The 22,446-nt window shown below is 57.4% G+C and carries 19 protein-coding genes; 11 read left to right on the top strand and 8 right to left on the bottom strand.

Annotation, left to right across the window (positions count from 1 at the left end; translation table 11 throughout):
- Positions 1-124: 124 nt before the first annotated feature.
- The 4 genes from IEX74_RS05475 to IEX74_RS05490 all read right to left on the bottom strand — a co-directional run bounded on the left by IEX74_RS05475 (position 125) and on the right by IEX74_RS05490 (position 5,940).
- Positions 125-2,170, bottom strand: coding sequence for a glycoside hydrolase family 127 protein (locus IEX74_RS05475; RefSeq protein ID WP_188811867.1), 2,046 nt, complete (start codon positions 2,168-2,170; stop codon positions 125-127).
- 159 nt (positions 2,171-2,329) lie between these two features.
- Positions 2,330-3,286, bottom strand: a complete 957-nt coding sequence (locus IEX74_RS05480; RefSeq protein ID WP_188811869.1) for a glycoside hydrolase family 43 protein — start codon at positions 3,284-3,286, stop codon at positions 2,330-2,332.
- 108 nt (positions 3,287-3,394) lie between these two features.
- The gene (locus tag IEX74_RS05485; RefSeq protein ID WP_373285544.1) at positions 3,395-4,639 is read right to left on the bottom strand and encodes a DUF2264 domain-containing protein; all 1,245 of its coding nucleotides are present in this window, start codon (positions 4,637-4,639) and stop codon (positions 3,395-3,397) included.
- A gap of 170 nt (positions 4,640-4,809) precedes the next feature.
- On the bottom strand, positions 4,810-5,940 hold the full coding sequence (locus IEX74_RS05490; RefSeq protein WP_188811874.1) for a glycoside hydrolase family 88/105 protein: 1,131 nt from the start codon (positions 5,938-5,940) through the stop codon (positions 4,810-4,812).
- Between the two features lie 504 nt (positions 5,941-6,444).
- On the opposite strand from IEX74_RS05490, the gene IEX74_RS05495 reads away from it, so the two are divergent.
- The 4 genes from IEX74_RS05495 to IEX74_RS05510 all read left to right on the top strand — a co-directional run bounded on the left by IEX74_RS05495 (position 6,445) and on the right by IEX74_RS05510 (position 13,312).
- On the top strand, positions 6,445-10,839 hold the full coding sequence (locus IEX74_RS05495) for a hybrid sensor histidine kinase/response regulator transcription factor (RefSeq protein ID WP_188811876.1): 4,395 nt from the start codon (positions 6,445-6,447) through the stop codon (positions 10,837-10,839).
- Between the two features lie 178 nt (positions 10,840-11,017).
- Positions 11,018-11,308, top strand: coding sequence for a hypothetical protein (locus IEX74_RS05500; protein ID WP_188811878.1), 291 nt, complete (start codon positions 11,018-11,020; stop codon positions 11,306-11,308).
- A 149-nt stretch (positions 11,309-11,457) separates the two neighbouring features.
- Positions 11,458-12,003 (top strand): DUF4136 domain-containing protein, encoded by a 546-nt coding sequence (locus IEX74_RS05505; RefSeq protein WP_188811881.1) that lies wholly within the window; start codon positions 11,458-11,460, stop codon positions 12,001-12,003.
- 229 nt (positions 12,004-12,232) lie between these two features.
- Positions 12,233-13,312 carry a hypothetical protein gene (locus IEX74_RS05510; RefSeq protein WP_229755127.1) on the top strand — a complete coding sequence of 360 codons (1,080 nt, stop codon included), beginning with the start codon at positions 12,233-12,235 and terminating at the stop codon, positions 13,310-13,312.
- Between the two features lie 24 nt (positions 13,313-13,336).
- Here the strand turns inward: IEX74_RS05510 and IEX74_RS05515 are convergent, their stop codons facing one another.
- Positions 13,337-13,594: a hypothetical protein gene (locus IEX74_RS05515; protein ID WP_188811884.1), complete on the bottom strand. Its 258-nt coding sequence runs from the start codon at positions 13,592-13,594 to the stop codon at positions 13,337-13,339.
- Positions 13,595-13,976: 382 nt separating this feature from the next.
- Here IEX74_RS05515 and IEX74_RS05520 point away from each other — a divergent pair, with 382 nt between their 5' ends.
- Positions 13,977-14,195, top strand: a complete 219-nt coding sequence (locus IEX74_RS05520; protein ID WP_188811886.1) for a hypothetical protein — start codon at positions 13,977-13,979, stop codon at positions 14,193-14,195.
- A 290-nt stretch (positions 14,196-14,485) separates the two neighbouring features.
- On the top strand, positions 14,486-15,340 hold the full coding sequence (locus tag IEX74_RS05525) for a pirin family protein (RefSeq protein WP_188811889.1): 855 nt from the start codon (positions 14,486-14,488) through the stop codon (positions 15,338-15,340).
- Positions 15,341-15,499: 159 nt separating this feature from the next.
- Here the strand turns inward: IEX74_RS05525 and IEX74_RS05530 are convergent, their stop codons facing one another.
- Positions 15,500-16,270, bottom strand: coding sequence for a PPK2 family polyphosphate kinase (locus tag IEX74_RS05530; RefSeq protein WP_188811891.1), 771 nt, complete (start codon positions 16,268-16,270; stop codon positions 15,500-15,502).
- Positions 16,271-16,414: 144 nt separating this feature from the next.
- Between IEX74_RS05530 and IEX74_RS05535 the strand changes: the two genes are divergently transcribed.
- The 4 genes from IEX74_RS05535 (at position 16,415) to IEX74_RS05550 (ending at position 20,645) form a co-directional block, all read left to right on the top strand.
- A complete protein-coding gene (locus tag IEX74_RS05535; protein ID WP_188811893.1) occupies positions 16,415-16,825 on the top strand; it encodes an acyl-CoA thioesterase in 411 nt (136 codons plus the stop codon).
- Positions 16,826-17,417: 592 nt separating this feature from the next.
- Positions 17,418-19,220, top strand: coding sequence for a PAS domain-containing protein (locus tag IEX74_RS05540; protein WP_188811900.1), 1,803 nt, complete (start codon positions 17,418-17,420; stop codon positions 19,218-19,220).
- A 144-nt stretch (positions 19,221-19,364) separates the two neighbouring features.
- A complete protein-coding gene (locus IEX74_RS05545; RefSeq protein ID WP_188811902.1) occupies positions 19,365-20,003 on the top strand; it encodes an Hsp20/alpha crystallin family protein in 639 nt (212 codons plus the stop codon).
- A 258-nt stretch (positions 20,004-20,261) separates the two neighbouring features.
- Positions 20,262-20,645: an Hsp20 family protein gene (locus IEX74_RS05550; protein ID WP_188811904.1), complete on the top strand. Its 384-nt coding sequence runs from the start codon at positions 20,262-20,264 to the stop codon at positions 20,643-20,645.
- 89 nt (positions 20,646-20,734) lie between these two features.
- Here the strand turns inward: IEX74_RS05550 and IEX74_RS05555 are convergent, their stop codons facing one another.
- Complete coding sequence (locus IEX74_RS05555) at positions 20,735-21,058, bottom strand: hypothetical protein (RefSeq protein WP_188811906.1); 324 nt, start codon at positions 21,056-21,058, stop codon at positions 20,735-20,737.
- Between the two features lie 101 nt (positions 21,059-21,159).
- Positions 21,160-21,441, bottom strand: coding sequence for a VF530 family protein (locus IEX74_RS05560; protein WP_188811908.1), 282 nt, complete (start codon positions 21,439-21,441; stop codon positions 21,160-21,162).
- 149 nt (positions 21,442-21,590) lie between these two features.
- Between IEX74_RS05560 and IEX74_RS05565 the strand changes: the two genes are divergently transcribed.
- Positions 21,591-22,418, top strand: coding sequence for a glycoside hydrolase family 25 protein (locus IEX74_RS05565; RefSeq protein WP_188811910.1), 828 nt, complete (start codon positions 21,591-21,593; stop codon positions 22,416-22,418).
- The last annotated feature ends 28 nt before the right edge of the window (positions 22,419-22,446 follow it).

Below are 22,446 nucleotides of genomic sequence, written 5' to 3' on the forward strand. Positions count from 1 at the left end.
ACAATAATAGGCTGCGCTGCGCGCCCGGCAGGGGGTGATTTTAGGAGATTAGCAGGTGTATATTCGTCGGAGCAGAAATGTAGCGCGCTATAGCGCGAAGCGGGAGCTTCGCGCTATAGCGCGCCTACTTACCAACTGTCACTTCCGCTGTCGGCTGCGTAATCAGGTCGATGTCCAGAACCTGACGCGGAAACCACACGGTCATTTCACCTTTGCCACGGTTAGCCCAGGCGTAGTATGGAATAGCGGTCATGGTCTGCGACACGGTGCTGACGGAGTTGCTGGCCGCATCCACTTTGATGGCCGGCACTTTGGCCGTCAGCTCCATTACGCCGTTCAGCACGTCGGGCTTGTAGGCGGCCGTAAAGGCGGTGTTAGATGGCACGATGAGGTTGCTGGTTTTGCCACTGTTGTCGGTCCACTCGGCGCAGTAGACGATAGGGCCGCGCTGGATAGCCACCTTACCTAGGTCGTCTCGCACGAGCGGGTTGGCTACCACCTGGCGCACTTCCATCGGCAGCTCCACATCCACTACGTCGTTCTTCTGCCACTTGCGGGTTAGCACCGCGTAGCCATCCTGCACGGAGTATTGCTGCGGCTTGCCGTTGATCCGAATGGTCACCGTTTTCTCGGAAGGCGCGGCGAAGGTGTAGAGGTCGGAAGGCATGGCTTGGCCACGAGCCCAGCCGGGAATGCGCACCCGGAGGTTGAAGTTGGTCGCCGAAGCGGGGTTCACGGTAAACTTCAGACCACCATCCCACGGGTAGTTGTTCTGCTGAGTGAGCTGCACCTTCTTTTTGTTGACCAGCAGCTCGGTGCTGCCGCTCACGAACAGGTTCACAAACACGTCGTTACTGCGCTGGGCGTACACGTAGCCGGGCAGCGACGGGAACAGGCGAGCTAGGTTCGTGGGGCAGCAGGAGCAGTCGAACCAGCCGGCGCGAGCAGGCTCCGTCTGCGGGAAGCTGGCGCTGTTCTTAATCTGCATGGCGTTCGAGTAGAAGAACGACTTGCCATCCAGCCCCACACCCGAAATCAGGCCGTTGTATAACACCTTCTCCATCACATCGATGTACTTCGACTGGCCGTGCAAGAGGAACATGCGCTGGTTCCAATACACATCGGCCACGGAGGCGCAGGTTTCGTTGTAAGCGGTGGTGTTGGGCAGCTCGTAGTTTTTGCCAAACCGCTCCCCACCAGGCACCGCACCCGTGCCGCCGGTCACGTAGAACTTCTTCGAAACCATGTTCTCCCAAATGCTATCCACGGAAGCTAGCATCCGCTTGTCGTCGGTCAGCGCAGCTACGTCGGCCATAGCCGAGTAGAGGTATTCGGCGCGTACGGCGTGGCCGATGGCTTCGCGCTGGTCGTACACCGATTTGTCGTCCTGCCAGTAAGAGCCGTTTTTCCATACATCCGGGCTCTTGGGGTCGTAGCCTTTGTAGGTACCCCGCTGCTGAAGAAAGAACTTGGCCGTGCTCAGGTACTCAGGTTTGCCCGTCACGCGGTAGAGCTTCACCAAACCCATTTCTACAATCTCGTGGCCGGGCGCCACGCTACGCTTGCCTGGCCCAAAAACCGAGCACACCAAGTCGGCGTTTTTCAGGGCGATGTTGAGAAAGTTCTTCTTGCCAGTAGCCTGATAATGAGCCACTGCCGCTTCATAAAGGTGGCCTGAATTATACAGCTCATGGCTCAGCTCACGCTCCTTTTCCCAGCGTTCCTTCCCCGCCCAGGCGTGCGGATGCGCCGGGTCGATGGTGCGGGCCGTGTAGAGGTAGCCGTCGGGTTCCTGCGCCGCCGCCACTTTCGCAATCAGCGCATCGACGTAAGCACCTAGCTTTTCATCCGGGTACAAGCTCATCGAATACGAAGCGCCCTCGATGGTCTTGTAGATGTCGGTGTCGTCGAAGGGGAAAGTGGTGGCAAACTTCCCTTTCTTCGCCGCCGCCATTTCAAAGTTCTTCACCCGGTTCGTGGCTTGGCAACGCTGAAAAGAAGCCGGAATCGTAACGTCGGTATTCGTCTTGAGACGGGGCAGCCAGAAGTTATCTGTGAGCTTCACCTTGGTGAACGACACCGCCTGAATCGGGTAATCGGAGTGCTGCGCCAGCGCGGCCGTGCTCAGACCTAGGGTCAGCGTGAAGGCGGTAAGAAGGGTGGATTTCATGAAAGAGCGAGGTTGGTTGCTTTTGGGATGGGATTAGCAGGTTGTAGCGCGAAGCTCCCGCTTCGCGTATCGTTGAACGATGACGTCTGAAAACCTAGGTGCAAGTCGTTCAACGATGCGCGAAGCGGGAGCTTGGCTTACGCCTTCCTTGGGTTCGCGCTACATGTTCTTATTTAGCTTATCCAGCTCCTTTTTCGTGATGCGCAGCACGGTGCCGTGGCGGGCGCCCGCCGGGAAGTGCACCTGATCGGAGACATCAGTCCAGTTTTTCAGGTCCGTCGATTGAATAGCGCCGTACTTGTGCAAAGTGTATTTATCGAAGTAAACCAGCCACTTAGCACCTAGGTTCACCGCCGTTGGTCCTTCCGCCCAGTACTTGCCCGTGATGGGTGTCGCGGCCAGCTCGTAGGGGCCGGTTAGCTGGTTGCCGATTGCCACGCGCAGGTTTTTCTGAGCCGGTTCGCGGGTTTCGTCTTTTAGAAACATCACGTAGCGCTTGCCATCGGGCACGATGGTGGCGTCGATGGAGTTGAAGCCGGGATTGTAGAGCAGCTTCGTTTCCGAATACGTTTTAAAGTCCTTGGTCGTGACGTAATAAAGGCGATGGTTGTAGCTGGCGTCGGCGGAGGTTTGGGTTTCGGGAAAACGCCCGGTGATGGTGCTGGCCCAATAAATCATGTACTGCTTGCTGGCCGGGTCGTAGGTGATTTCCGGTGCCCAGGTGTTGCGGGTGCCTTCTTCCTTCGCCATTACGGGTAAAAACTGCTGCTCCGACCAGTGAATCAGGTCTTTGGAGCTGGCATAGCCGATGCCTTTATCCTTCCAGCTCACCGTCCAGACCATGTGAAACTGCCCATCAACACCGCGAATAATGCAGGGGTCGCGCATGAGCTTATCGTTTGCCACGGTGGGCCGCAGGAAGGTGCTGTCATTGTGCAGGGGCGTCCACTTGTAGCCGTCGGGGCTGCTGGCCAGGTGCAGGCCATCTTCGCCGTTGCCTTTGAAGTAAGCAAAGAGCAGCACTTCGTTTTTCTTCAGCGGCTGCTGCGCCAAGCTCACGTAAGAGCTGAAGAGCAGCGCCCCGGCGCACAGCGTTTGTCGCAGATTAGTAAGCATATAGCAGTAATCGAAAGGAGTAAGAACGGAACCCGGCCGGAAGGTAAACACGGCCGCGGGCGGGTGCATCCTGCTCCATCCGGTTCGCCCTCGCTCTGACGACCTAGGCTAAAGCGCGTGGTCCGTTTTCACATCCTGCCCCGACCAGATTTTGCGGGCGGTCCAGTCGGCGGCGGGGCTGGTCCAGAACGCATCCGTGGCGGGCAGACCTAGGGGCAGAAAAGCTACCGTGCAGAGGTAAAGGCTGCCCGTCGAAATGTAGGTTTCGCCAATGGAAGGTTGATGGCCGCACAAGCCGATCTGGAGCCAGCCTTTCGCATCAAACGTGCCCTTAGGCTCCATCGTGCGCCGGATGACGGCGGTGAGGGCGCTCCGCACTTGTCCGGCACCTAGCTCCGGCGGAAGCTGCTGCTGCAGAGCCATTTGCCCTAACAATTGAAATGCTCCGCACCGATACGCCAACGACCGCCCAAACGCCGCGAAGGAGCCATCCGGCCCAATCAGGCGCTCCTGCACGACGGCGTAGCGGCGAGCCCGTGCCACCAGGGTTTCCAGCAAAGCCGGCGATTCTTTCTTGGCATCTACCAAGGTGCGCACCACATCCAGCAGCATCGGTTGAATGACGTAGCTGTTGTAGTAATCCCAGTGAAAATCAGGACCATCGCCGTAGGTGCCGTCGCCTTTGTACCAGGCTAGGTGTTGCTTGATGGCGTAGTCCATTCGCACGACGTCGCCAGTGCCGGTGAGCTTGAGCAGCGCCGCTTCCACCATCGCCGTAAACAGCAGCCAGTTGCTGTATACCGGCTTGATGACGCGGCTGCTCTGCAATGCTTGCACGACCTGCGCCTGGGCGGCGGCCGGCAGCTGGCTCCACAATTGGGTGGGTGCGCGCAGTAGTCCGTGCGCCAGAAACGCGGCATCCACCAGCGGCTGCCCTCCCTGGTTGAAGTTCAAAAAGTCCGGTGACTCCGGGTTGACGGCCAGCGCAATAGCTTGCCGCGCCATCACGGCATAGCGCTGTTGCTGAGCCTTTTCCGCTTCGGAGCTAGCCGAGTGTTCGAGCCAGGGAGCCAGCCCGGCCAACGTGCGGCCCAGCGCTTCCAGGTGCGACACCGCTTTGCGGCCTTCCAGCTGCCCAGCGGCGGCTTCTATGGGCATGTTGGCTTTCAGCTGCCCGCGGGCCGCCGCTGTTAGTACCGGGTCTACGATCTTGAGCAGAGTTTGCAGCCAATAAGCGCGGTCGTTGGCGGGCGCGGCTGTTGGTGCGGCGCTGCTTTCGGCGCTGGCTATTCCCGGCAATGCCAGCACGGACAAGCAAGAAGCGCTTTGGTAGAAAAACGTTCGGCGCTTTATCATTAGGGGAGAAGCTAGGAGTTAGGAATTGGGAAGCCGTCTGTCATCCTGACGAAGGAAGGACCTACTGCCAGTTGAACGGAATCATTGCGAAGAACTGCGCGCCGGGCAATAGGCCCTTCCTTCGTCAGGATGAAAACGGTTTATATAAAATGGTATCAGTCAAACAATTACTTCAACTTAATCACTTCAGAGCCAGCCAGTAGAAATGCACCGGTGCCGTATACCTCCCAGCTATCCGCGGAGAAGTCGCGGCGGGGGTCGGCGCCGATGGGCTGCACCCAACCCACGCGGCCTTCCGGCGAAACCAGCTTGTTCAGGGCAACCCAGGCTTTTTGCACGGCGGGCAGGTATTGCTGCTTATCCAGGATACCTTGGTTGATGCCCCAGGCCATGGCGTAGCAATCGAAGCCGGAGCCGGAGCCCTCGCCGCCGGGGTACGCGCCGGGGTCGAGCAGACTGGAGCGCCACAGGCCGTCGGGTTGCTGAAGCTGCAACAGGCGGGCGCTCATCTGCTGAAACAGCGTGACGTAGAAGCTGCGGTTGGGGTAGTCTTTGGGCAGCTCGCTCAGGATTTGTACTAGGCCGCCCATCACCCAGCCATTGCCCCGCGACCAGAAAATCTTCTGCCCGTTGCTTTCCTTTTTGCCCTCCCCTGCTTCGTTCCAGAGGTAAGACGCATCGCGGGTGAACAGGTGCTCCTGCTGATTATATAACAGCTTGTAGGTCTGCTGATAAAGCGAGTCGTTGGTCTTGTAATACGCTGGCTGATTCAGGATACCACCTAGCTTAAGCAGCACGGGCGGACCCATAAACAAGGCATCGCACCACCACCAGGCAATGTTGTGGTTTTGCGTTTCCGGCCCCGGCTCCCGACGAAATTTATTCACCACGTCGATGGTCGGCTGGATCATGCGCTTATCCTTTTTCAGCCGGTAGAGGTTCAGGTAGGTTTGGCAGATGGCAATATCGTCGGCGTGGTCGTAGCGCTTACCGGGCTGCCACTTGGTCCGCTCCCCCATAGCCATAAGCGAATCCAGGATAACCTTCGATTTGGTGGTCTCATAGGCGGCAAATACGCCCGAGTAAAAGGCACCATTCGTCCAATCGACAAGGGTATGCTTGGAGTGAGCCAGCTGCCACTGCGTGACCTGTAACAACCTAGCTTTGATGTACTTGGCTCTAAAAATCTGCTTGTCGTCTGGGGCCGGCTTGGCGTCTTTGGCGTGCGCCGCACTCGTGATTAGCAAGAGGCTCAGACCGCCAGCGCGCAGCAGCGATTTTAGGGAAAGAACAGTCATGTTGTGAGATGAAGTGTGGGAAGAGCAGACAGCGGAACTTAGAAAAGAACGTCATGCTGAGGCGCCGGCCGAAGCATTTCGCGTGCAATGCTAACCTTAATCATCAGATCAACTCACGCGGGGAGCAGAAAAAGTGCTGGTTGTGGTAGTACCAACCCCTCACGACGATTGGCACTACCACGCTCGCTGCACCGGCATCCCACACTCCGGCGAACGATTTTCAGCAATAGCTACGGGCTGAATGTTGCCAGCGCAACCTAGGTTTTCGGCGGGCTGAGCCGGAGCCTGGTCACTGGATTTACGTCATGATTTCTTGCCCGCTTTCGTCAGCCTGTTACAAGCACTATTTGAATAGTTTAAAGGTAGAACTTGCCGATAGCACCGGCGGGGGCTTTTTTAGTCGAAAAAAGGGAGTAAATTAGTCTCCTAGTAAAAAAGGCAGCAGGCTTTTCCGGCCCCTTTGTTCTTCTCTTTGCTGCTTCTCCCACAGCCATTTACTGCACAATGTGTCTGGGCAATAGCTACTTCCTTTCTTCTGAGCAACAAGTGCAAACGTTTGCACATAGCTCCCTGAGCCTTTCCGCTGAGCACAAGCCTGAGGCCTCCCCGCAGCGTTTGGCCTGGGTGTTTGTGCGGGTTGTCTGCGCGCTGTTGCTGGGCTGGCACCATCAGCCTGCCCTGGCGCAATGCGACCCGGCCGAGTTTCGCTTCGAGCATCTCACCGTCAACGACGGGCTTTCGCACAGCGACGCCATGACCGTCACGCAGGACCACGCGGGCTTCATCTGGGTGGGCACGAACCGCGGCATCGACCGCTACGATGGCTACGGGCTGAAGAAGTATTTTCTGCCCGTAAATACGCTGAACGGCTTATCAAGCAACCGCATCAAAGTGCTGCACGTCGACCGGGCCGGGCACCTATGGGTGGGCTCCGAAAGCGCCGGGCTCAGCCTCTACGACGCCGATCATGACCGCTTCGTGAATGTCAGTGCCCACTACGCTACGCCTGTCTCCCGCCAGCTGCTCCGCGTGCTGGGTCAGTCCCACGTGACGGCTCTCGCCTCCGATTCGCTCGGCCGCCTCTGGATCGGCACTGCCCGGCAGGGTGCTTTCGTGCTCGACCTAGGTCAGGCCGACCAGCTGACTATCCGCCAGATACCACTTGCCGGCACTAAATCTACTGCTTACCACGTCACCAGTCTGGGCGTGGATGCGCAAGGCCAGGTGTGGCTCGGCACCTCCGACGCCGGCCTCCGAACCCTGACCGCGTCGCGCACGCTGCCTTCGGCGCTGCTGGCCCAACCAACAGCGCTGGCTAATACGCCCATCCTGGCCCTGCACCTCGACCGCCGCGGCGACCTGTGGCTTGGCGCCGATCAGCAGGTGCTTTGGGTGTCGGCCCAAAACCGGCGAGCCGGGAACCTAGGTGCCAGCTACGCCTTGCCGCAAACCTACCAGGAGCTGCAAACCATCTACCTGGATTCATTCGGGCGGCTGTGGATCGGGACCAATTTCGGCCTGCATGTGTGGGCCGCGGCTCCGGCGCAGGCTGCCGCCCCGCCTATCCGGCTCAACCAGCCGACGCTACTCCTGCCACTCGATAATGCTCCGTTTAGCATCAACTCCGAGCGCGTACACCAAGTATTTGAAGATCAGAACCATATTCTGTGGCTGGCGGCCTCGGCGGGCGGACTGAACAAGGTAGATCTGTACCAAAAGCCCTTCCGCTACCTCCGCCGCCAGCAGACCGACCAGCCGACGCTGCCCAACAACTACATCAACGCCATCTACAAGGAAGAGGCGCACAATCTGCTCTGGATTGGTACCCGTAACGGCTTCTCCTGCTACGATCCGGCCAAGAAGACGTACCGTAACTACCTGTATCTGAGTTGGAAGCTCCCGACCAGCACCAGCGGCGTCGATGTATCCACCATTACACAGGCCTCCGACGGCGCGCTGTGGTTTGGCACCCGCAACAATGGCGTAACCCGCCTAGAGCGCCACCGCGGCCACGATTCGCTCAAGACCTTCCCGGCGCTGCCGGCAAACCTAGGTTGGAAAAATGCCGTGGTGGAAGACCTGGCCGAAGACCGCCACGGCACTATGTGGGTTGCCACTTTCGGCTCTGGCATCAGCCAGTTCAGCTCCACGGGACAGTTTCGCAAGCACTATCACACCGGCAACAGCGCCCTGCCGACCAACTCCTTCACCTACCTCCTCTACGACCGCACGCAGGATGTGCTGTGGGCCAGCACCCGCGATGCCGGTCTGCTGAAGCTGCGCGTTTCGGCCGACTCGCTGGTGCTGCTGAAGCAGTTTCAGTATGAAGCCAATAACCCGCATAGCCTCAGCGTGAACTACACCTGGCCGCTTTTTCAGGACCGCCAAGGCACGCTCTGGATTGGCACCATCGGCGGCGGACTGCACCACCTTGCCACCGATGCGCGCGGGCAGGAAGTCGTTCAGCGTGACAAGCAATGGCTCCCCGAAAGCGACATCGAAAGCATCCTGCCCGATGAAGACGGCAACCTGTGGCTAGGTGGCATGGGGCTTTACTGCTTCAACCCCACCACCCGGCAGTATCTGCACTACGATGTAGCCGACGGCCTACAAAGCAACTCGTTTAAGATCGGCTCAGCCTGCCGGGCCCAGGATGGCACCCTGTACTTTGGCGGCATCAATGGCATTACCTACCTGAATCCGCGCGCCATCAAGCCAAATCCTTTCCCGCCGGTGGTGCAGATTACCGGGTTGCGCATTACCAATCAGCCCGTAGTGGTGGGTGATACCATCAACGGCCGCGTGCTGCTGACTAAAGCCTTTACCAACGCCCAAACCATTGATATTAAGGCCAATGAGAATGACTTCGCCATCGAGTTCGTTGGCCTGAACTACGCCAACCCCAGGAAGCACCGCTACGCTTACCGGCTGGTAGGCTACAACGGCAGTTGGGTGTACCCCGCCCTCGGGCAGCGCACGGCCAGCTTCGCCAACCTGCCGCCCGGCGACTACACCTTTATGGTGAAAGCCAGCAACGGCGACGGCGTGTGGTCGAAGCAGCCGGCCGTGCTGCACTTTGTGGTGCTGCCGCCGTGGTGGAAAACGTGGTGGGCCTACCTGCTCTACGCTACCGTGGTGGTGGGTACGCTGGCCTTCTACCGGCGCATGGAAATGGCACAGCAGGCCTTGCAGAACAAGCTAGCTTTGGAGAAAGCGCTGGTAGAGAAGGAGAAAGAGCTGACCGATCTGAAGCTGGATTTCTTCACCAACGTGTCGCACGAGCTGCGCACGCCGCTCACGCTCATCCTAGGTCCAATGGAGGAGCTGCTAAGCGCCCTGCGCCCGGTGGATGGGCAGCGCAACAAAGTCATGCTCATGCACCGCCAGACGCGCAAGCTCCTCGACCTGGTGAATCAGTTGCTGGATTTCCGCAAAGTGGAATCAGGCAAGGTGCCTTTGCGGGCCAGCTACGGCGATATGGTCAGCTTCCTGACCGAAGTGTTTCTGATTTTCAGGCTGAAAGCCGAAGAGCGCCACCTCGACTACACGCTGGAAGCACCCGACGAAGCCATCAGCCTGTATTTCGACCGCAGCAAGCTGGAAGTGGTGCTTACCAACCTGCTGGCCAACGCTTTCAAGTACACGGCGGAAGGCGGCAAGGTGCGCGTGGCGATGCAGGTAGTAGGCAGTGCCCAGCAGAATGCCGTTATCCGGCAAGGCAACTTGCTGGATAACTACCTGCGTATCGAGGTGCAGGACTGCGGCATGGGCATGAAGCCCGAGGTGCTGGACAAGATCTTCGACGTGTACTTTCAGGCACCCCAAACCGAGAACCTGCGCATGGTGGGCACCGGCATCGGGCTGTCGTTGGTGAAGCAGTTTGTCGAGCGGCATTCGGGCCATGTGCTGGTGCAAAGCCAGGAAGGCGTGGGCACCACCTTCACGCTCCACCTGCCCTTGGGCCGCGCCCACCTGGCGCCCGCCGACCTGCAAACCGACACGCCGGATTCCGACCTGGCTATGGCTGATGCCAGCTTCACAGTCGACCTAGGTTCTCAGTCCGACGGCACTGCTACCCTGCCGCCGATACCGCTATCGGCCAGCGGGCAAGGGCCTTGTCAGCTGCTACTGGTCGAAGACAACGACGAAGTGCGCCGCTACCTGCAACAGCTTTTCGAGACTGACTTCGTCGTGACAACCGCCGCCGACGGTCTGGAGGGCTGGGAAAAAGCCCTTACGCTGCTCCCCGACCTGATTATCAGCGACGTGATGATGCCACACAGCGACGGCCTGGAGCTGTGCCGCAAAGTCAAGCAGCACCCCAAGACGCTGCACATTCCGGTGGTGCTGCTCACGGCCCGCACGGCGGCCATGCACGAGCAGGAAGGCCTGGAGCACGGCGCCGACGACTACATTGCCAAGCCCTTCAACGCCAAGTTATTGCAGGTGAAGGTGATAACGCTGCTGCAAAACCGCGACAAGATGCGCGAGTACTACCAGCGACAGATTTTGCTAGAACCGACCGAAGTAACCGTGCCGGACGCCGATAAAGCCTTCCTGGAAAAAGCCATGCGCATCGCCGAAGCCAACCTGGCCGAGCCGGAGTTCAACGTGCAGGTGCTGGTGCGCGAAATGGGCATGAGCCAATCGGTGTTCTACCGGCGCCTCAAGGGCATCACGGGGCAGTCGGTGGTTGAGTTTATCCGTGATGTGCGTATGAAGCGCGCCGCCCAGCTTTTAGCCCACACGCAATTGCGCATCTCTGAAATAGCCTATCAGGTCGGCATCGACGACAGCAAGTATTTCCGCAAGACTTTCCAAAAAATCTACAACATGGCCCCTTCCGAGTACGCGAAGCAGCATCGGACGAGCAGCACGCCCGAGCATATTGAGTACTAAGCTTTTATAAAAATACCTTTTCTAGCTGCGGCACTTCTCTAATCGTCTGGGACTACAGTCTCAGACGATTTTTTTGTATTCGCAGGTTATTTCAAGAATAACGATGTAACTATTTAATCATATAATAAGTACAAATTATTGTCCGTATCTTTACATGACAACCGCCACTCTCTTCTCCATGACACCAAGCCTACTATTCGACGAACGCGAATCCTCCACGTTGGTCACCCAGTTCAAAAACCAGGACTACCATCAGTTTTCCTGCACCATCATTCGCAAAACCTTAGAAGCTAAGAAGTTCAGCAAGCACGAACCCCTGATTGTAAATGCGCTCATGGGCATCATGAACAACGTGCTCGACCAGTTCAAGGAGGTTGAAGCCGATCCTGATTCCATCCTGAAGCTTTCCAGCGGCTTGTACAATCTGCTGCTGCAGGTGGAGTGCATAGAAGCTGAATACGCGGAATAAATTGCTGTGTTCATTAACGCCAAAAGCTAGCTGCCAGTAGTAGCTAGCTTTTGGCGTTTGCAACGCCCGCCGGGCCGCAAACGTTAGGACAGGGAAAGCACGTAGCGCGTTACGTGTTGCTTTGCAAGCCTTTACCCTATTTGCTGCTTATGAAAAAGGTGCTGCTTCCGCTTTTGTTCCTGCTTACCGTCGCGGCCTGCGCTCCGGTGCGGGTTGTTTCCACGGATGTGCAACCGGGCGTCGATTTTTCGTCCTACAAAACCTACAACTTCCTGGATGTGACGGCTCGTAGTGAGGCCGCGCTTCCGGGGCCCGGCGGCGTTACGTACCAGCTGAAAGAGGCCGTCGCGGCGCAGCTTCAGCGACGCGGCTACCAGCAGGCGGCGCAACCCGACCTGTGGGTGAATATTGGGGTGGTGGTGCAAGACCGCGTGCAGACGCGCGAAACTAACATCCGGGATGCGCCCCGCTACATCGGGCAGCGCAACTACCATTGGCAAAGCCAGGAAGTAGTTGTAAATCAGTACGAAGAAGGCACCGCAACGGTCGAGCTGGTGGATGCGGCCCGCAACGAGCGAATCTGGAGTGGAGCCGTGGCCAGCACCATCACGCGCAACAGCGACAAGCTCGAAAAGCGCATCAATGAGGCCATGCAAAGCTTATTCAACAAGTACCCCGTGCCACCGAAGCCGTAAAACCTAGGTATAAGCCAGCACCAGGCGCCTGCTCAACCTAGGTGGGAATGCCACGAAAAGTTAGCTGGCCATTGCACTAGTAGCAGGCCAGGATGTGTTACAAAGCCACAGTGTACACATCCTTTCTTAAGCTTTCAATTCATTGGCAGCTAGCTTTATAAAAACAGTCCGTTTGTGGCGCCGGGTGGAATTCGGCTGGACCTGGCTCCGCTTTGGTTATTGCGTTTTATTGACTTTCGCAGGCCTGGGTTTGCTGGCGGCGGGTCGGCCGGCTACCCCAACGCCTATTGTGTTGCGCGCCGCGCCCCTGGCTTTCACGCCTAAAGAGTTTTACGTAGCCAACATAGTAGATGAGCGCCCCGACCGCAAAGCGGTTGCGTATCTGCTGCCCGTGCCGCTCACGACACCTGCCGCTACTCCGCAACCTGTTGACCTTCAAGGCGGCGCGCATGCGGCCATTCAGCAGTTCATCCGGCAAAGTCTTCCGGCTGATAAATCGTTGCGCCCGCTCACGATCCGCCTGCGGGAATACCAGCTCAAAGAATCGCTAGTGCCGGGTGCTACGGGGCAGGTTGAAGGTAAGGTTACGCTGAAAATGAGCTTCGAATGGCCCCGCAGCGGCAAGATGATCCACCTCACCGACTACCAGGGTTCGGCGCGCTATGTGCGGCCGGCAACGCAAGCCGTGCTTGTGGAGCCGGTGCTACGGCAGTCCTTAGTGTCAGCGCTTAACTACCTGAATACCTGGATGAACCAGGAAGCCCCACGCAGCCTACGGCTGGCGACCGGCCTCCAGCTTTCCTTTTCCGACTACACGGATAACACCGAGGATGACACCGTATTCTACGACCCAAAGCGCCCGCTGACCTGGGATGATTTTCGGGGCGCGCCCCGCCCCGGCAAGGCCGCGGCCGTCGTGTACTCCAGCTTTGCCTACCAGGGCTTGCCAACGCTGGCGCACGGCAAGCTCCGCCTGGATGTCAAGATGAAGGTTTTTGTGGTGCGCAGCTCCTCCTGGGTGGGCCCCACCGGCCGCGACGCTTACAACCTGAACCACGAGCAGCGCCACTTCGATATCGTGAAGCTGGTGGTGGAGCGCTTCAAGAAGCGCGTGCAGGCCGATTCGCTGATGAACGTGGACTACTATCAGGGCAACTTACAGTATCAATACCTGCAGTCGTTTCGGGAGATGAACCGACTGCAGGATCAATACGATGATGAAACGCACGGCAACCCCGCCGCGCAGGAGCGCTGGAACCGTACCATTGATAATGAGCTACGCGCCCTGATGGCGGCCAACTCCCGTTAGCCCAGCTTGCTAGGCTAGGTTTTGTTACCTACCTAGGGTTGTGTGGCCTGATTTGCGATGTTGCACCGGTGTAGTAGTACGGCGTTTTTTGTGGCTGGTCCGCTTAAATACGTGGGTGCGGCGCCGCCGATGCCGCGAACCGCGGTAGGTTTTGTAGCTGGGTCGGTGCACATACACGCGGCCCTTGGCTTTTGCGCGGGCATAAGGAGTGCCCGGTTTAGCCAACAAGGAGGAAGACGCCAGTACAAGCAGCGCCCAAAACAGTAACAAGATTCTATACATACGAGTTGAAATGAAGTGCGCGGGATCAGGCAAAATGCGTACCCAAGCGCCACAGCTTCCAACACGCTATAGCTGTCTGAACCAATGAAGCTGGTTGCCATTAGCTTCTCGGTGCTGCATGGGTTCTGAAGCAGCTTTTTATTTGCATCTATAGCTTCTGAAAGATAATTAGGCTGGGTTGACCAGTCCAGCTTAATTTAACTATTTCAGTATTTAATAGTCTGCTAACCTAGCTTTCCAAGAGCGTTATGAGTAGTATGAAACTCGTAAAGCGCTATTTCCTATCCTCTTACTAAAGCACAATTAATTTACACTTACCAAGACCTGAAAATTTTAAGTAGGATATTCTTGCTGCTCACGCTCATTTTTGTATTATTGTAACATGATGAACGTCCTCCTACTCCTGGCTACCTCCTATTGGACCTATTGTAGCCTGTTCTCGCTGTTTGTACTGGTTGCGCTGCATCTTGAGACCAAAGCGCTGAGCCGGAGCAGCCAGGAGCAGCCGAGCCAGGATTCATGGCAAAATTATGTTTCGGTCTCTGCTGAGCAGGATTTTAGCTACTCCCTGGAAATAGTCTACGCCACCGAAGCCAAGTAGCGGCCGGCATTTGGTTTTCAGGCAAGATGCGCGCACCTGCCTGAGTAAACCCACGGAGTTCTTTCATACGCAGCAGGCCTGCGCTTTTTCAGCAAGTAACAGCTGAGAAGCGCAGGCCTGCTGCGTTCAAGCGGCTTCCTTGTAGCACCGCCGCCAGTTGTAGCCTAGCTTGTAGTAATACCTGAAACAAGTTGATACCTGAGCACCTCTCGCGGGAGAGTCAAAACTATCCGGGCAGGTCGGTAGTATTGGCATAACCTAGGTTCACTTGCCACTAAGTCCACCCTTTTATGCGCACCATCAAGCAGCAACACCGCGCCGTTAGCGCCCCCATAGCCGACCTAATTACGTACCGGGCACTTCCAACGCAATCGGTGGAGCACCTCGACCCGTTTCTTTTTCTCAATCATCATGGTCCGCAGCACTATAGTCCCAATAACCGTGGGCTGCCGTTTGGCCCGCACCCGCACCGGGGCTTCGAAACCGTCACGTTTATCCTGGCCGGCGACATCATGCACCAGGATACGGGCGGCCACGAAAGCATCATCGAAGCCGGTGGTATTCAGTGGATGACGGCCGGCAGCGGCCTGATTCACGCCGAGGTATCGTCGCCAGCCTTCAAGCGCACGGGCGGCGACCTGGAGATCTTGCAGCTGTGGGTCAATCTGCCCGCGAAAGACAAGCTCACCGCGCCGCGCTACATCGGCCTCCAGGAACCCGAGATTCCAACCGTAACGCTCGACGAAGGCCGGGCACAGATTCACGCGGTATCGGGGGAATGGGGCGGCACGAAGGGCGCCGTGCAGCCGTTGGCGGATATTCAGTTGGCTACCATCAACCTGCAAGCCGGCGGCAAGCTCGATCTTATCATTCCGGCCGACCATACCATCTTCTTTTACACTATCCGGGGCAAGCTCCGCGTGAATGGCCAGGAAACAGAAGCCCTGCGCCTGACGGAGTTCAACTACGACGGCGACGACCTGCACCTGGAAGCTCACACGGATGCCGTAGTGCTGCTGGGTCATGCCAAGCCCTTCGAAGAGCCGATCGTGGCGTACGGCCCTTTTGTGATGAACACGCAGGAAGAGATTCAGCAAGCCTACCGCGAGTACCAGGCAGGCAAGTTCGGCACCTGGAAAAGCTAGGTTAGGTAATCTGGCAGAAGTGAGTTAAAAGAACGTCATGCTGAGCTTGTCCAAGCATCTCGCCCGCAGTAGTAACATCATTTACTTTGGCGGTAGAGATGCTTCGGCAAGCTCAGCATGACGGCTTTTCGGCGTCCTATCTGCCCCAACCTAGGTTTACTAAGAAGGCCGCTCGTGTTTGGAAGGCGGAAACTGTGGGTCGAGCTTGCGCAGGGCGTCGCGGAGGGCTTGCGCCACGAAGTAGGCTTTGTACCAGTTCTGATCGGATGGGACGAGCTGCCAAGGGCACGACTCAGGGCTACAATGCTTGAATACGTCTTCGTAGACCTCGCGATACTGGGGCCACTGCTTGGCCTTATCCTCATCGCCGGCCTCATATTTCCACTGCTTGGCTGGGTCGTTGATGCGCTCAGCCAAGCGCTTGCGCTGCTCTTCCTCCGATACGTGCAGGTAGAATTTCAGAACCGTTGTGCCGGCGTCTTGCAGCAGCTGTTCGAAGGCATTAATGTGAGCAAACCGGCGTTTGGCCTCCTTATCCGTGATGATGCCATTTACGCGCGTCACCAACACGTCTTCGTAGTGGGAGCGATTGAAGACCTGGATCATGCCGTGCCGCGGCATCTGGGCGTGGACGCGCCACAGGAAATCGTGGGCCAGCTCCTCATCGGTAGGCTCTTTGAAGGCGTGCACCGTGACGCCCTGCGGGTTGAGGCCGCTGAATACTTTGCGAATCAGCCCATCTTTGCCGCTGGCATCCATGCCCTGCAACACCACCAGCACGCTGCGGCGGTTTTCGGCGTAGAGGCGCTCTTGCAGCTCCACCAGCTCCTGTCGAATTTTTTCGGTTTCGCGGAGTGTAGGCTCTTTCCGGCAATCTTTGGGCGAGCGGGTCGGGACTTTGAGCAGATCGTAGGCGTCGGGAGTTTTCATACGGCGGCGTAGCTGAAAGCCTTAGCGTACGAAGCTAGCCTGCAAAAGGCTGCTCTCCCCTCTTTTTCTTCATGCCCGACCAAACTAGTTAGGCCTCTTTGTGCTTGTGCAAGCTGAACCATTTTTCACCCATTTTACTGCCCTATGGCTGAAACTGACCTTACTTTGCCCGCCCTCGTTGAACGAGTTGCCCGCTCGGAAACCCGCATTTTTAAGGCAGTTTTCCCTAATACCACTAACCATTACGATACCCTGTTCGGCGGCACAACGCTGATGATGATGGATGAGGTCGCCTTTATCACGGCTACCCGCTTCAGCCGGTTGAAGATGGTGACGGTCTCCTCCGAGCGCGTCGACTTCACGCACCCTATTCCCGGCGGCACGCTCGTCGAGCTGATCGGCACGGTTGTGCGCGTGGGCAGCAGCAGCCTGCAAGTGCGGGTGGAGCTGTTCGTGGAGCAGATGTACTCCGAGGAGCGCGAGAAAGCCGTAACCGGCCTGTTCACCTTCGTCGCCATCGACCAGGACAAGAAGCCGGTTAAAATCCTGTCTTAGTAGCACAGCACACTTTGCGTGAACCTAGAACCTAGCCTTTTGTGGGCTAGGTTCTGGTCCCTGCGTGGCAGCCTAGACCGGCTCGTAACCATCTGCTTACTAGCCCCTGGACAACTAACGCTTCCATGTTTTCTGCCACATCATGGTTAAGCTTCATTATAAGTTCCCGCTTCAAACGTGCTTGCAGATCAACATCCAGTCTTAACTTTGTCTAATTCCAAGCGCCTCCTATTCCAGTGGTGATTTTAACTCGTCAAGCTACCAGCAATTCTACTTTTTGCTTATCTCATCTTTGTATATAAAACATCTATATATATTAATTGATTTTTAACGCTAATTTGTGTTATCCTAATTAATACCTAAATTCTTTTATAAACTGCTTACGTTTGATCTGTTTGGCTTTGCCCAAGCCTGAACCCAAACGAGTGCCTCGCTACTGACTACCTTTTGCTATGCCTCATCCTACTTCCTTGAGTGGCTCTTGCAACCTTAGCCCGAAGTCTGACGCTAGCTCCCCTACTACCAGCCAGATTACCCCGCGCTCTTTTGTCCTGCCCTATTTAGTACCACCTATTTGGTTTACGCAACACCAATGGATCAGCATCGCCCATTTTCCATTCCGGATGCTTCTCCGGCGGATGTGCGGCCGCAGATGGGAACCGTTAAGCCGCCCTCTCTGGCTTCAGCTGCTGGCGCTCCCTCGTCCGGTCATTCCTTTGCTTCTGTGCCTGGCTCGCTGGCCGAGCAGCTGGCCCGCAGCCAGGCCGCGCTAGTACAGGCTGAGATGCGCAACGCCGAATTGCGGCGGGCGCTGGATGAGGCCAATTACACCGCCCAAACGGCTACGGCCCGGCTCGCTACGTTTGCGAGCTACTTGCCCGAGGGTCTGCTGATGGTTGACCCGCGAGGTACCATCGCGCTGCTGAACGAGCACTGCTGCAACTTGTTCGGCCTGCCTCTGCCCGCCAGCAACTGGTTAGGCTACTCGGTGCGCAACATTGCCAACTGGTTGCAGGAGCAGACAGCCGACCCAACTGGTTTTCAGCACAATGTGCAAGGATTGTGGCAGGGTGGGCAGGCCGTGCTAGGTCAGGAGTTGCTCATGCTCGATGGCCGCGTGCTGGAATGGGACTACCTGCCCACCAGCGAAGCCGCGCCCGGCGCTGTGGCCTCCATTGGCTTTCTGCTGCGGCTGCGCGATGTCACGGAAGCGCATCGCCAGCGACAACAGCAGCAGCAGGAGCGCGCTTTCCACGAAGCCATTCTGAACCAGCTGCCCGCCGAAGTATTCGCCATAGATACAACGACCAATCAGTACAACTTCCTGAATCCCCAGGCAGAAGCGCAACCCACGTTGCGCGAGGGCCTGCTCGGCAGCAAGCACCCCGCGCAGCCAGCCAACCTAGGTAGCTTACCGCAGCAGCGGCAACGCTACTTCGAGCAGGTGGTGGCTACCGGCGCACGCGTGCACTGGACCGAGACGATTATCGGCACGGATGCTACGCGCTACCTGCTTCGTACGCTACAGCCCATCCGGAATGCCGCCGGGCAGCTGCAACTCGTCATTGGGCACAGCATAGATATTACCGATCAGGAAGTTGCGCGACAACGCATTCAGGAGCAGGAAGCATTTTACGCGGCGATTCTGAACCACATGCCGGCCGATATTGCCGTGTTCGACGCGGCCCACCGCTACCGCTACATCAACCCCCAAGCCATCCGCGACCCGGAACTGCGCGAGTGGCTCATTGGCAAAGATGATTTTCAGTACTTCCTGCGCCAGCAGCGGAGTCGCACTACCGCCGAGCAGCGGCACTTCCTGTTTGAAGAAGCCGTGCGCAACCGCCGCCAGATGAGTTGGGAGGAAACCACGCCGCGGCCGGATGGCACCCTGAGCTACTCGCTGCACTACTTCTACCCCGTGTTTGGACCCGACGGCCACCTAGAGATGGTCATTGGCTATGGCGCTGATATTACGGCCCGGCGCCAGGCCGAAGACCGCATCCGCGCCAGCGAGCACCGGGTGCGGGCCCTGCTCACGGCCCTGCCCGATACTATTCTGGTGACGAGCCGCATGGGCTTTGTGCACGACGCTAAGCTAGGTGACGACTCGCTGCTCAGCCAGGCCGCCGACCAGCTCATTGGTAATCACCTGGCCGATGTACTGTCGCAGGCCGCCGCTGAGCCCATCTTAGCCAGTCTCACGGAGATGTTGCGCACCGGTCAGCGCACCGAAACGTCGTTCAGCCTACCACAGACCGACGGTTTGCTGCTGTCGTACCAAGTGCGGTGCACGCCGCTCGACGCGGAAGAAGCGCTGATCGTTCTGACCACTCGCAAAGCCCCGCCATTACTTGGCAACCCAGGTCTGACCACCCCCGATTTTGGGGCCTGAGCAGCACAGGAAACGCCCCGCTTCTACAGAAAAAATAGCACTCACGAGCTTGAAACGCTGTTTTTTGAAACCTAGGTGTAATAGAATTAGTAAGATGGCCTGTCAGTCGACAACCTGTTTTAACCTCTAAATACACCTACTATCATGGCTATTCAGAAGTATCAGGATTCGTTTTCCGACATGATGCCGGGAAGCTTCAGCTCCATGCTCGACCGCTTCTTCAATGACTCGCTGGCTGCCCGTGGCCGCGCGTCCAGCTTCTCGCCCCAGGTCGATGCTTACGAAACCGAGAAGGGCTACGAGATAGAAGCCGCCCTACCCGGCATGAAGCGGGAAGACATCAAGGTTGACTTCCACCAGGGCCGCCTGACCATCTCGGGGGAGCGGCAGTTCCGCAACGAGCAAGACCAGCGACGCTACCACGTCGTGGAAAGCTCTTACGGTTCGTTCCAGCGCTCGTTCCAGCTCCCGGACACCGTTGATCCGAGCAAGATTGAGGCTTCGTTTGAAGACGGCGTTTTGCACGTAACGGTGCCCAAGGACGAGCAGAAAACGATGCGCCACCAGATTCAGGTGCGCGGCAGCCAAAGTGGCAGCAGCCAAAACGGTCAGCTCTCCGACCACCTAGGTCAGCAAGCCACCGATGTTCCGGTGCAGCAAGACAGTGGCCAGCAAAATGACAGCACTAATTCGCCCAACAGCAATCCGGCCAGTCAGCCTACTCAGCCTAACGGACAAGGCAGCGTGAGCACCACGATGCACGGCTCCGGCGTTGGCTCCTAAGCTAGGTTTATCACTCTTTTAATTCCCTTGCAAAAGGCACCCAAAGCGGGTGCCTTTTGTTGTATTTATAGCCTGAAAGTCACTCGGTGAAGCGCATTTTTCAGTCGTTAGCGGCTACTGCCATTATGGCTAAAAACGGCATAAACCGCAGCTGAAAGCACCGACAATATGACGCTAAAAGAGGCCTAAAAGACCGTTTCAGAGGTTGGTACGTCGTTTGATTTTAAGCACTTACCAATCACAAGAGAGAAGAAAGCCATGAAGTTGATCAGCCAAGAATTTATCCGCAACATCGCTCCGCAACTCGACCTGCTCAATACCCTGGGCGGCGGTACGGCGCAGGCGATGCTGCGCGTCGATAAGCGTGACAAAGGCGTGGTAGTGCGCGTGGCCGTTCCTTCGGTCAGCCCCGAAAACTTCCACGTGGTACTCAACAATAACCGCCTGACGGTGTACTGCGAGTACCGGCACGAGCCCGGCGACGAGCTAGCCGCTCCGCTGTTTGCCCAGACCATCGATCTGCCCGCCAACCTCGACCTAGCTCGAATTGATGCGGTGCACGAAGCCAACGAGCTGCGCGTGCGCATCCCCTACAAAGACGCCGCCAGCCAGCAGCGCGAAATTGAAATCAAACAGCGCTAAGCTGTTCTCTTTTATATATAACGCCGGGACCGACCGGCCATTTTGTTCCATCACAGCCACTGCCCCGCAGTGGCTTTTCCATTTTAAGGCTAGCCAAACAGCGGAATGAGCAGAAAGAAACCCGTGAGCAGTGATAAGTAAAACCAGCCCATCACCTGCCCGCGGTAGCGCCGGGGCAGCCGGTTGCTGAGAATGAGCACGGCCACCACTACCAGCAGCAAGTGCAGCAACAGAAACACCACCGTCTTGACCCAGTTGCTGACGATGGTATTTTCCGGCTGCATTTGATCGGGCATACCTAGGCCAGAGGTGGCAAAGCGCAGCACGTAGTACGTCACCGTTTCGAAGGCCAAGAACAGCAGCAAGCCCACAACCAGTGCGGCGCCACTCGACTTTTGTGCGACATCAGCCATGCAGTGAGATGGTGATTTTGTGAGGTGGTGAGTTCGTCAAGTTATAAATGAGTGAGTGGGGCCAGTCAAGCCAGGCAGCTATTCACGGGTTTACACGCTGACTATTTGCTGTTTGCTTTCCGTAATACTTCCTCCGAACGGGTGTGGATGTAGAGTTCCTCGACTTTGGCGCGGGCCCAGGGCGTGCGCCTGAGAAAGGTCAGGCTGGACTTGATGCTGGGGCTCACGGCGAAGCAGTTGATGCGGATGCGCCGGTCCAGCTCGGTCCAGTCGTAGCGAGCCACTAGGTATTCCAGAATCTGCGCCAGCGTCACGCCGTGCAGCTCGCGGATGAGGTGCCCGGATTCGTCGCGGGCGTCGGACAGATTAGTGGGAGTGGCCATGCGAACGGAGGTTTTAGGTAGGCAAAGGTCAGAAAAAGTACGTAGGCGCGCGGTTTTTATCCAAGTTTTTACGCGTATAACCTAGCTTTTGCTGTGCGGCAGGCACCATGGGCCGGATACCGTACGTTATCTTTGGGATGGTAAAGCTGATGAATCAACCTCGCCGCTCCGTTCCCCCCCAACGCGCCGCCACTCCGCGCCGCTTGCTTCCGCTCGCCTTGTTGGTGCTTTTGCTGGCGGGGCTGGCCTACTATGGCCGGCACTGGCGACAGTTCAACCGCTACGTGCGCCGCACCTACGCCAGCCTCACCAGCAGCCGCCTCACGGGTCGGGAAAAATCGCCGCTGCTGCCGGGCTACTCCGTGCACGGCATCGACGTTTCGGCCTACCAAGGCAACATCGACTGGAAGCTGGTGGCCAGCCATCAGGTGCAGTTTGCGTTTATCAAAGCAACCGAAGGCGTTACGCTGCGCGACCCTCGCTTTCAGCGCAACTGGCACAAAGCGCACGAAGCCGGCATCGTGCGCGGAGCGTACCACTACTTTCAGCCCAACTACAGCGGCGCTAAGCAGGCGAACTTATTTGCCCGCACTGTGCCGCTACTGCCCGGCGACTTGCCACCCGTGCTCGACGTAGAAGCGCCTGAATTTCATGATGTAGCCCTTATGCGGCGCAACGTAGCTACCTGGCTGCGGCTGATGGAACGACATTACGGCGTGCGGCCTATTCTGTACTCTAACTACAGCTTCTACCAGCGCCACCTGGCCGGCCACTTCGACAAATACCCGTTGTGGCTGGCGCACTATGAGGTGTCTAGCCCCAGGTTGCCTAAGGAAAAATGGATCATTTGGCAGCACAGCGACGAATCATACGTGCCCGGCATCCGTGGCACCGTCGACTTCAACGTGTTTCAGGGCAATTTTCAGAATCTGCTTTCCTTGCGTATTCCGGCAAAGGCTGACGCGCCGCGCAACTAACCTAGCTAGCTTTCCCCCTCACCTTTCC

It is taken from the genome of Hymenobacter cavernae, assembly GCF_014641455.1.
GTDB lineage: Bacteria > Bacteroidota > Bacteroidia > Cytophagales > Hymenobacteraceae > Hymenobacter > Hymenobacter cavernae.